The sequence below is a fragment of the Mucilaginibacter lappiensis genome (assembly GCF_900155965.1).
In the GTDB taxonomy this organism is placed as follows: domain Bacteria; phylum Bacteroidota; class Bacteroidia; order Sphingobacteriales; family Sphingobacteriaceae; genus Mucilaginibacter; species Mucilaginibacter lappiensis.
Genome location: NZ_FTMG01000018.1, coordinates 94129 through 105565 on the forward strand (window position 1 = coordinate 94129; position 11437 = coordinate 105565).

Consider the following 11437-nt stretch of genomic DNA (forward strand, 5'->3'; position numbering starts at 1 on the left):
AATTATAACTAATGAAAGCACTTTTTAGCGCCATTTTAGTTTCGCTTTGCGTGAGTACTTATGCACAGCAAACTAAAACAATCGGCAGCCCGGTTGATTATATCAATCCCTTGATGGGCACAGATTCTAAACCCGACCTGTCTAATGGCAACACTTATCCGGCCATAGCATTACCCTGGGGTATGAACACCTGGACGCCACAAACCGGCAAGATGGGTGATGGCTGGCAGTATACTTATGCTGCCGATAAAATACGCGGTTTTAAACAAACCCACCAGCCAAGTCCCTGGATGAATGATTATGGGCAATTTGTAATTATGCCGGTAACCGGTCGTCTGCGTTTTGATCAGGATGATCGCGCCAGCTGGTTTTCGCATAAATCAGAAACGGCCAAACCCTATTATTATAGCGTTTACCTGGCCGATGCTGATGTAACTACGGAGATAACCCCGACGGAACGCGCTGCCCAGTTCAGGTTCACCTTCCCTAAATCTGACAGTTCGTTTGTTGTAGTTGATGCTTTTAACAAGGCGTCATACATCAAAATATTGCCTAAGGAGCAAAAGATCATTGGTTACAGCACCCGCTATGCACGCGGTAAAATGACCAACTTTAAAAACTATTTTGTTATTTATGTAGATAAGCCTTTTACGCTGGCCAAAGCATGGCATGATAAAACGCTTGCCCATGATTCGCTAGAGATCACCAGCGCGCATTCCGGCGCGGTTATCGGCTTTAAAACTACCAAAGGCGAAAAGGTACATTTGAAAGTGGCTTCTTCATTTGTAAGCTTTGAACAGGCTGAACTTAACCTGAAACGCGAGTTGGCAAACGATAATTTTGATGCTACTTGCCAAAAAGCCAAAGCGGTATGGAATAAAACTTTGAGCCGCATTAATGTAGAAGGTGGTAGCATCGATCAAACCCGTACTTTTTATAGCTGCATGTACCGCATGCTGTTTTTTCCGAACAAATTGTATGAGTTGGATGCCCAGAATAAGATAATTCATTACAGCCCGTACAATGGCAAAATAATGCCTGGCTATTTGTTTGGCGGCACCGGTTTTTGGGATACTTTCAGAGCGCTTTATCCGTTCCTAAACCTGGTTTATCCATCCATCAATAAGGAGATGCAGGAAGGTTTGATCAATGACTATAAAGAAGGTGGCTGGCTGCCAGAATGGTCGAGCCCGGGTTATGCCGATATTATGGTGGGTAATAACTCAGCATCAGTTGTTGCCGAAGCCTATTTGAAAGGCTTGCGAGGGTACGATATCAATACCCTTTACGATGCCCTGGTACATGGCGCCAATAATGAAGGCCCAATATCTGCCGTTGGGCGCTATGGTGTAAAATATTATAATGAACTGGGCTATGTACCTTATGATGTAAAGATTAACGAAAACGCCGCCCGTACCCTGGAATATGCTTATGACGATTTTGCCATTTATCAATTGGGTAAAGCCCTGGGCAAACCACAATCTGAAACGGACATTTACAAAAAGCGCAGCCAAAATTACCGCAACCTGTTTGATCCTTCAACTGGTTTAATGCGTGGTAAAAATAAGGACGGCTCTTTTCAAACTCCTTTTAATCCCTTTAAATGGGGCGATGCTTTTACTGAAGGTAACAGCTGGCACTACAGCTGGGGAGTATTTCATGATATTCAGGGACTTATTAACCTGATGGGCGGTAAACAAAAATTTGTGAGCAAATTGGACTCGGTGTTTACGATGCCACCCGTGTTTGACGATAGTTATTATGGTGGGGTGATTCACGAGATCCGTGAAATGCAAATAGCTAATATGGGTCAGTACGCCCATGGTAATCAGCCTATACAACATATGATATACCTGTATAATTATGCAGGTGAACCCTGGAAAACTCAATACTGGGCCCGCGAAACTATGAATCGCATGTACAAAGCCACCCCAGATGGCTACTGCGGCGATGAAGATAACGGCCAAACATCTGCCTGGTATGTGTTCTCGGCTATGGGTTTTTACCCGGTTTGTCCTGCCAGTGATCAGTATGTGCTGGGTGCACCATTATTTAAAAAGCTAACCCTGACACTGGAGAACGGTAAACAGGTAGTGATCAATGCACCGGCTAATAGTGCCCAGAACCGTTACGTACAAACGTTTAATGTTAACGGTAAAACATATAGCCCAAACTGGTTAAGTCACCAAGCTTTAATGAAAGGCGCGGTGATTAATGTAGGTATGGGAGCAATGCCAAACAAAACACGGGGTACACAAGACAAGGATTTTCCATTTTCTCTGTCAGAGAAAAACTAATTATATCATATGAAACATTTATTCACTGCTTTTTTATTGTGCACCGCTTTTACAGCAGGTGCACAAACGCAGCCGGCAGAAAAACTGGTACAATACGTAAACCCTATTATAGGCACCCAACGCATGGGGCACACTTATCCGGGAGCCACCGTGCCTTTTGGCATGGTGCAGTTAAGCCCCGAAACGGATACTGCGAGTTACGAGCTTAATGGCCATTATAATCCCGATGTATATAAATACTGCGCAGGTTATCAATATGATGATAAAACTATTGTAGGCTTTAGCCACACGCATTTTAGTGGTACAGGGCATTCCGATCTGGGCGATTTCCTGATCATGCCTACCGTGGGCGCTTTGAAATTAAATCCGGGCACCGCAGATAAGCCGGGTAGTGGTTACCGCTCAGCTTTTTCGCACCAAAATGAAGTTACCGAGGCCAACTATTACAAAGTGAAGCTGGATGCCAGCAACATCATTGCCGAAATGACTACTACTACACGGGTAGGCTTTCATCAATACACTTTCCCCAAATCAGATCAATCACATATTATTTTGGATCTGATGGCAGGGATCTATAACTATCCGGATAAAAACGTATGGACTTACCTGAGAGTATTGAACGACTCTACCGTGGTTGGCTATCGGCAAACCAATGGCTGGGCGCGTACCCGTACGCTGTACTTTGCTATGAGTTTTTCCAAACCATTCTATCAGCATGGCTACAAAAAGTTTGATAAACGCGAAGTTTACGGCGGTTTCTGGGGTAAGTTCAATCAAACTAAAAACTTCCCGGAGATAGCCGGTCGCCAGATCAGAAGCTATTTTGATTTTAAAACCGAAGAAGGCGAAAAGATCAAGATCAAATTTGCCATATCGCCGGTAAGTATGAATGGCGCGCTTAATAACATGCAGACCGAACTACCGGGCTGGGATTTTGATAAAGTGAAAAACGACGGACAACAGCAATGGGAACAGGAGTTACACAAAATTGTGATACAGGGCAGCAAAGAGACTAAACAGAACTTTTATACCTCCATGTATCACGCCATGATCAACCCAACCATTTATATGGATGCTGACAGCCAGTATGAAGGTCTGGATAAAAACGTTCATAAAGCCGATGGTTTTACCAACTATACTACATTCTCTATGTGGGATACTTATCGTGCTTTGCACCCATTGTTCAATATTATTGAACCTAAGCGTAATGCAGATATAGTACAATCAATGATGGCGCACTTTGATCAGAGCCCGGAGAAGATGCTGCCTATATGGTCAAACTCAGGTAACGAAAATTGGTGCATGAGCGGTTATCATAGCGTAACAGTACTGGCCGATGCAGTTGTAAAAGGTAACGCTCCGTTTGATGCCAATAAAGCGTTGGATGCCTGCGTCGCTACAGCTCGCCATCGCGATTATGAAGGTATAGGTGAATACATAGATAGAGGCTACATCCCAGACGAAAAAAGTGGCGTATCAGTATCCTCAACCCTGGAGTATGCTTTTGACGACTGGGCTATTGCACAAATGGCCAAAAAGCTGAACCGCAATGATATTTACGAAGAGTTTATCAAACGCTCGCAAAATTATAAGAACGTATATGATGCCAAATCTGGTTTCATGCGCCCAAAACTGGCTGATGGTACCTTCCGCCAAAAGTTTGATGCGTTGAGTACTATTAACGAAGGCTTTATTGAAGGTAACTCCTGGAACTATACGCTGTTTGCTCCGCAAGATCCGGAAGGATTGATCAAGCTGATGGGTGGCAATAAACGTTTTGTAGGTTACCTGGATTCCTTATTCACCATGAACCTGCCCGATAAATACTTTGCCGAAACTGAGGATATTACCCGGGATGGCATTATCGGCAATTATGTGCATGGTAACGAGCCATCGCACCACGTAGCTTACCTATACAATTGGACAGACAAACCCTGGAAAACGCAGGAACGTATCCGGATGATATTGCCGCGTATGTACAAGCCAACGCCAGATGGTTTAGGTGGTAATGATGATACCGGTCAGATGAGTGCATGGTACATCTTCAGCTCGCTGGGTTTTTACCCGGTAGCACCAGGATCAGATCAATATTCAACCGGTAGTCCGGCAGTGAACGGCGCGGTGATCAATCTGGATAACGGCAAAACGTTTACCATCAATGTTAAAAACCAGAGCCCTAAAAACGTATATGTACAAAAGATGGTACTGAACGGCAAAGCATTAGATAAGCTATTTATTAGCCACGCCGATATCATGAACGGCGGCGAGATCACTTTTTATATGGGATCAAAGCATAAGTAAAACTATCAATCGTATTATAAAAAAGAGGCTGTATCATCAATCATGATCAGCCTCTTTTTTATTTGATGTATAGTCTTGGGTTGGATTGACTCAAAAAAGTGGGTTTACATGGTTTACACTTTTTATGGTTAACATTGATTTATATTATTGATAATCAATAAATTGTGTATTTTTTTCAAAAAAAGTGTAAACCCACTTTTGCATAAATATTATCGGCTACTATCTCTCTATCCTCACACTCAATACGCCTTTAGCTGGGATAGTGAATCGATCATTTAATGGCTTTAATTTATCCTCCATCAAATTACTTTCCCAAACCTTAATAGTGGATACCGTATTCGGAGTGATGTCCACTTCGCTATCCGTATCGCCACTGTTCACCAGTTGAGCTATTACACCTTGCCCATCATCAGTGGGTTTGAGGGCTTCTACGTAAATGTTATCACCGTTGATTTTCAAGAACAGGCCTTTTTCCGGCGCGCCAGTGGCCGCGGATACAACTAGAGGCTGGTGATTATTCAGCCCTTTTTGATTAGCTTTAAAGTTGTTAAAACCAATTTCATGGGCTTGTATAAAATAATGGAATGTGGCTTTACCTTCCTGATCCGCACGAAAATTGGTATGCCACAGGTTGTTCATCACCCAGGAATATAAAACCGGTGATTGCGGGGTGAACGAAAGCCATTGCGGTGCATGATGCAAGCCACCCAGGAGGTTGCCTGTGGTAATACTGCCTATCTCGAATAAAGGAGCATCCGGGCTCGACCAGGTAATGCCGTACGCGCTGTTAGATACATCAACCCAGCGCTGCATGGTAAACCAGTTGTGATTGGCATAAGGCAATTGATCTGCCTCCGCAAGGGCACTACCCCAGGGAATACTGTAACGCACTTGTGCGCCGGGTACATTAAACGGAAATGCAAAATGCACACTCTCTTTATTTCTGATCGCAGTTTTATCTATGGTATTGATGATTTCTACCTGATCCAATCCGCTCACCAGTCTTACTTCCCGTGTAAGGCCTTGAGTTCCGGGAGCATCAGACGTAATGAGCAAGCTTACCACCAAAGGTCCTTTCTCCTTGATATTGATCTGCGTATTGGTGGTGCTCACGAGTTTCTTTAATGAATCGCCCGGCATATACATATACTGGTTTAACCCGGCAGAATCAGCGGCAACATAATTACGGCTAGTTGCTCCTTTAATAAGCTTTACAATATTGCCGCTTTTAGCATCCACAGCAACCGTATAAATGTCATTGCTTAAACTGTTACCGCTAACCCTGGCCTGCCCATTACTGAATGCTTTACCTGTATAAATGGTATAAGTACTCTTACCCAGCGCCGGTACGGCATTCGCCACAAAAGCCAGTTCGCCGCTGCTTAAGCGTTGTGAGGTGATCTTTTTACCTGTGGCATCTTTAACCAGGTCGCCGGTTTTGCTTAAGCTGGCAGGTATGTAAACCACATCAGTACGAAGCCAGTTGGTGGTATTGTATACATCAATAGCATGGGTTTGCGTTGCAGATGGTTTTAGGGCCTCGGTCATTAAAGAATCTACTTGCTTTTCGGCACGCAGTACATAACCTTGCTTTACATTCCATTCGCTTTTTACCTTTTCGTTGTCAGGTTCGCCTACACTATTATAGGCTCCCCAGGTATGCTCGTGATAGAGTAGCAGGTTTTTCCAGGTATCATCAAAAGCAACAACTGGGTAGGCCGGTTTATTACGGATAGCCCAGATGGCCCCGGTTTGTTTAAGCCGATCGGATGTAATCCGACTCAAAGCCGTTTCCCGTGCAGCAGACGAAACACCATCGGTCCAATACTCCGTATAATCGCCACTGAAGGATGGGATCTCATTTTTGTATTGCTTTTCCAGGTCATTGAAAAACTGTTTTACCGAGGTGATGATCAGTTTGGGAGAAGTATAATGTTCGTTCCAGGCTTTTACGGCGTCGGGTAGTTCCGGGTCGATAGGCGCATTATCGCTCATAGCCCAGGTGAGTATGGTCATGTTATAAGGGAAATTATTCTGTTCCAGATTACCCAGGTATTGGAAAAGGTATGGATTCAGGAAGTTTTCCTCAGGGTGACCGGTATAATAAGGTTTAGGATCATCAATAGTAAAAAAGTTAGGTATTTTGGCCCCTTTAAGCTGATAACCGATGGAGTAGGGCTGGCATTGCCAGAACAATAATTTCTGTTTACCCGATGGTGATAACCAGTAAAAAGGCTTATCCTGCCATTTGGCCAGGTTTCCGATACGATCAGAGGCGTTGGGGCCGGATAAAAAGTAATGGATACCGGTTTGTTCGGCCTGTGCAGCCAATCCCCAGGAAGCTCCCGGCACATCACCCTGGAACATGGTATGGATCTCGATACCCTGCTCGCGCGCCAGCTTTTGCGATTTGGCAAACATCTGCATCAGCTGCCGTGAATCCGTCATACTGGTATTGATATTGCCATAAGCGCCATCCAGGCTTATCCAGCCTTTTTTTACGGCGCTCCAAAAGCGGGCTTTCTTTTCGGCGCTGGCTTGTTTCAAGTAATTATCCACCACCCATATAGCCTCGGTTGTCCATTTGAAACGGGCCTCGGCGGGGTAGTTCTGCGTTTTTTCGGCCAGATCGATAGATTCATCAATATTATCCATGTGCAGCTTAAGTACTTTGGCTTGGGTATTGGTATAACCAATATCAACATGCGAGTGAGGTAGTACATAAACAGTCCAGTTGTCTCTTGCTGGCTCAACAATACAACGGGCCCAATAGGTTTGCCCATTATAGGTTAAGGTAACAGTAAGCTGGGTAGCTATTTTAATAGCAGGGCCGGGCAGTGGCACCTCAAATACATCCAATCCAGTGGCACTGGTTGGTATAGCAATATTATCGGTATGATTATTAAATGAAACGGATAACGTACCGGCATTATAACTTTTACCACTCTTAAAAAGCAGCCGCGCTACACGTCTGTTTTCGCCATGATAGTTTACATAAGCCACCGTAGGCTGCAGCGTTATGGAAGTAAAAGCCGGTTGAGCTTTTTGACCATAAACACCTGTAGCCACGGTGCTCAGTAAAAACAGGATAGTGATAAGGCAAAAGCTTTTTATGCGGGATTGTCGTATTTTCATTATAATGCAAATAGTAAAAATTTAACCGGATGATTTAATATGTTATAATGTACAAACATATAATATAAAATGAATTAATCAAGGTATTTCTTGAGTATTAATCCTTTAAGTTGTTATGCAGTCAAACTGAAAGCTTATTAATGGACCTAATCCGTAAATAGGCATCTTTATCAAACCATAATCTATCTCAAAATCATGAAAAAGTACCTATTTATTGTGTTCCTTAGTTTTATCGCCAGCGGTGCATTTGCGCAGACACATAAAATAACTATCTATAGTTATTTTTCTCAAAACAGTGGTATCGTGGAATATCTAAATTACGATAAGCTTTACCCGGATAGCATCAAGACCACCGTGATGATCGATTACAAAAAGAAATATCAAGTCAAAAGTATCAATACCTTACTTTTGAGAATGAATCTTGACGGCTGGAAAATCCTGGCTACTATCCCGGATGCAAGTGGCATTAATGGAAATGTAGATACTTCAATCAAATATGTAATGGGTAAAGAAATTTTGCTGGATGATGCGGCTATGAAATTGTATCTGCAAAACTTAGATAATCTTAAAAAATAACCGGAAAGAAAAAGCGTTGCATGATTAATTAATCTTGCAACGCTTTTTGATATGATAGCGTATCAATTAAACAGCACCCCGGGCATAATTTCTTTTTTGCCAGCTGAGCCCGGTGGGGCTATAAAAACACGCATCGGTGTTTGCCTAACCCGGTATGCCCCCGGTACAACTACAGGTGCGTTATAAATATATTTTACTTTAATAGCATGAAACCCTTTTGCCAGCGGAAGAGCAGGCTCGCTTTCGGTTATTTTTTCACCATCAATAAATACCTGTGTATCGGTGTAAGATGCTGTGCTGAAATTGTAGGCACCATCGGCAGGGATATTGATAAAGCCATTGTACACTACGCCAAAATTGGGATTGTCCTTTTTAAAAGCTTCGACATTTAAGCGATCGGTAATAGCCGAATCCCGAGCGCTGGCATAATCCAGTTGCTCGGGGGCAGTAAATTTACTTTTGATGAGTTTATAACTCAGACCGGATTTATTAGCAGTATAATTTGCCGCTGGTATTAAGGCACGATTATACATCAGTATGTGGGTAGCTATGCTCCTGCGACCGGTTGGTGTGATCACCCGTGTTTTAAACTCACGTTTTTCATTGGGTGGCACTATAATGGTTACGGGCGAGGTATATTCCCAATCGGTATCCAGTGGATCGCGGCCGTTATAGGTAATGAAGATTTTGGCTCCTGGTACTACAGATTTAGGCGCAAATGTAAATTTATCGCCAAAAACCATGGTATCGATGACAGGCAGGGCGGTTGGCACACGATAATTATAATGCATGGCCTCTAAACGCGCGAAATGTTTAGCCAGACGTACTTCTGAAAAATTGATATAGTCTTTATTTTTAGGCAGGCTCCAGGCTACTTCTGATAGTGCGAACAGTCGCGGTAGTATTTGATATTGTAGTTTGGCCACGGTAGGCACGTACTCTGTCCAAAGATTGCCTTGGGTACCTATCACATATTTTTGTTCATCGGGCGTTAATTCTTTGGATACAGGATCGTAATTGTAGGTTTCGTCTAAAGCCGCGTAGCGACCAAACGAAACCGGTTCCTGCGGTGAACCGCTCTGGTAATGATCAAAGTAATTGCCGGTAGTTTGTGGCGTCATGATCACGTTATGTTTCTGATGCGCGGCGGCAATACCTCCCGCTTCGCCGGTCCAGCTCATCACAGTTGCGTTGGGGGCCAAACCGCCTTCCAGTATTTCGTCCCAACCAATAATACTACGACCTTTAGAGTTCAGGAATTTTTCGATGCGCTGGATAAAATAACTTTGCAGCTCGTGTTCATCTTTTAATCCCTTTTCCTTGATCAGCGCCTGGCAAAAAGCCGACTCTTTCCAGGGCTGTTTACCAGCCTCATCGCCACCTATGTGGATGTATTTGCTGGGAAAAAGTTCCATCACTTCGGTTAGCACATTCTCTAAAAAGGTAAAAGTTTCCTCAGTAGGACAATAGATATTGTTGATGTCCCGGGCCGGGATCTTGGTATCGGCAGGCGGTTCACATCTAAGTTCGGGATAGGCCCGTAAGGCAGCTTCGGAGTGCGCTGGCATTTCAATTTCAGGAATCACATTGATATAACGCTGGGCTGCAAATTTAACCACATCCCGAATGTCATCCTGGGTATAAAAACCGCCGTAGGCTAATGAATCGGGCCAATCGCGGTTGCTGCCAAAGGTGGTTTGCATCCTATAAGCGCCTACCTGGGTCAGCTTAGGATATTTTTTGATCTCGATGCGCCAACCCTGGCCGTCAACCAAATGCCAGTGAAAATTGTTCAGCTTATAGGCCGCCATCAGTTCAATAACTTTTTTAACCTGTGGTACGGTAAAAAAGTGGCGCGATACATCCAGCATCATGCCCCGGTAACCAAACCTGGGGCTATCTTCAATAGTCACACAATTGAACTTTTCGGTACCCGAGGTTTCCACCGGGAATAATTGCATAAGCGTTTGGATACCATAAAACATGCCGGCATCCTTACCAATAATGGTAATGCGGTGTGGGGTTATGGTTAGCTTATAACCTTCCTTAGGTAACGCCGCCGCCCCTTTAGCGGTTAATATAAGCGTAGTCCCTTTAGTAGATTTTACTTTGGAGTTGTATTTGGATACTTTGTTATTGAAATGCCGGTTATTCAACAGAAAATCTTTTAAAAAAGCGACGTTCCTGTCTTTAATATTATCAGCCTTGATCTGGGTTAACTGGCTGAATACAAATGTACCCTGGCCTTTGGTTATGGAAGCCGGTGCCGGGATGATCCCCAAATGAGGGTCATCACCCGGTATTTGCGCATTGGCCTGAAAGGTAAATATCAGGAAGCTTAAAAGGATCAACAAGAATTTTAGTCGGGGCGGATAGCTTTGATTCATGATAAAGGTAAAATGATGAATAAACCGGATAGTTCCCCGCTAAAATACTTTATAATAATTTAATCGTCAGCATAATGGTTGATGTAACAGATTATTGACAATTAAAATAAGGCACATCAGCAAGTATAAAATTCAGCAAAAGGTAACTTAAACTTAAAATGGCTGTTCATGATTTTAAATAGATTATTAATAACTTTAACATCAAGAACCACCAATTAAAACATTCCATTATGAACACACAAGAAGTAGCTAACGCATTAGTACAGTTTTGCCGTGAGGGTAAAAACTTTGATGCCATGAATGAGCTTTATGCCGATAATATAGTAAGCGAGGAGCCCAAAGGGGCTCATCAGGAATTTACAAATGGCAAAGAAGCTGTTATAGGGAAGTCAAAGCAGTGGTTTGAATCGGTAGAAGAGATACATGGCGGCACTGTTTCCGATCCAATTGTAAGCGGAAACTTTTTTGCAGTCACCATGGATACGGATGTCACCTTTAAAGGAATGGGTAGAGTAAATATGCAGGAGATCTGCGTATATGAAGTTAAGGATGGTAAAATTGTTTTTGAAAGATTTTTTTACAATATACCAGAGCACTAAATGAATCAAAACCAATTATAAAGCTAAAACCCCGCGATGCCTGTCGTGGGGTTTTTTGTTGGATTTATGTACGTCAACAGTCATCCATGTTTTTTACAAAACGCTGTTTTAGTTTATCGGCAGATTTTGACATCTTTACAGC

Annotated in this window: 6 protein-coding genes; 4 read left to right on the forward strand and 2 right to left on the reverse strand. The window is 43.1% G+C overall.

Translation table 11 applies throughout. The features are described 5' to 3' along the window. The first annotated feature begins 11 nt into the window (after positions 1 to 11). Positions 12 to 2297 (forward strand): GH92 family glycosyl hydrolase, encoded by a 2286-nt coding sequence (locus tag BW976_RS25100; protein WP_076377731.1) that lies wholly within the window; start codon positions 12 to 14, stop codon positions 2295 to 2297. Positions 2298 to 2306: 9 nt separating this feature from the next. Further along, on the forward strand, positions 2307 to 4598 hold the full coding sequence (locus BW976_RS25105; RefSeq protein WP_076377733.1) for a GH92 family glycosyl hydrolase: 2292 nt from the start codon (positions 2307 to 2309) through the stop codon (positions 4596 to 4598). Positions 4599 to 4817: 219 nt separating this feature from the next. Here the strand turns inward: BW976_RS25105 and BW976_RS25110 are convergent, their stop codons facing one another. Beyond that, on the reverse strand, positions 4818 to 7733 hold the full coding sequence (locus BW976_RS25110; RefSeq protein ID WP_076377735.1) for a glycoside hydrolase family 38 N-terminal domain-containing protein: 2916 nt from the start codon (positions 7731 to 7733) through the stop codon (positions 4818 to 4820). Between the two features lie 195 nt (positions 7734 to 7928). Here BW976_RS25110 and BW976_RS25115 point away from each other — a divergent pair, with 195 nt between their 5' ends. Then, on the forward strand, positions 7929 to 8309 hold the full coding sequence (locus tag BW976_RS25115) for a hypothetical protein (RefSeq protein ID WP_076377737.1): 381 nt from the start codon (positions 7929 to 7931) through the stop codon (positions 8307 to 8309). 62 nt (positions 8310 to 8371) lie between these two features. Here the strand turns inward: BW976_RS25115 and BW976_RS25120 are convergent, their stop codons facing one another. Then, on the reverse strand, positions 8372 to 10696 hold the full coding sequence (locus BW976_RS25120; RefSeq protein ID WP_076377739.1) for a family 20 glycosylhydrolase: 2325 nt from the start codon (positions 10694 to 10696) through the stop codon (positions 8372 to 8374). A gap of 230 nt (positions 10697 to 10926) precedes the next feature. Here BW976_RS25120 and BW976_RS25125 point away from each other — a divergent pair, with 230 nt between their 5' ends. Next, positions 10927 to 11295, forward strand: a complete 369-nt coding sequence (locus tag BW976_RS25125) for a nuclear transport factor 2 family protein (protein WP_076377741.1) — start codon at positions 10927 to 10929, stop codon at positions 11293 to 11295. Positions 11296 to 11437 lie beyond the last annotated feature (142 nt).

What these genes read in the sequence shown, in the direction of transcription:
- BW976_RS25115 (WP_076377737.1), top strand. Translation starts at nt 7,929, where the DNA reads ATGAAAAAGTACCTATTTATTGTGTTCCTTAGTTTTATCGCCAGCGGT.
- BW976_RS25100 (WP_076377731.1), top strand. Translation starts at nt 12, where the DNA reads ATGAAAGCACTTTTTAGCGCCATTTTAGTTTCGCTTTGCGTGAGTACT.
- BW976_RS25110 (WP_076377735.1), bottom strand. Translation starts at nt 7,733, where the DNA reads ATGAAAATACGACAATCCCGCATAAAAAGCTTTTGCCTTATCACTATC.
- BW976_RS25120 (WP_076377739.1), bottom strand. Translation starts at nt 10,696, where the DNA reads ATGAATCAAAGCTATCCGCCCCGACTAAAATTCTTGTTGATCCTTTTA.
- BW976_RS25105 (WP_076377733.1), top strand. Translation starts at nt 2,307, where the DNA reads ATGAAACATTTATTCACTGCTTTTTTATTGTGCACCGCTTTTACAGCA.
- BW976_RS25125 (WP_076377741.1), top strand. Translation starts at nt 10,927, where the DNA reads ATGAACACACAAGAAGTAGCTAACGCATTAGTACAGTTTTGCCGTGAG.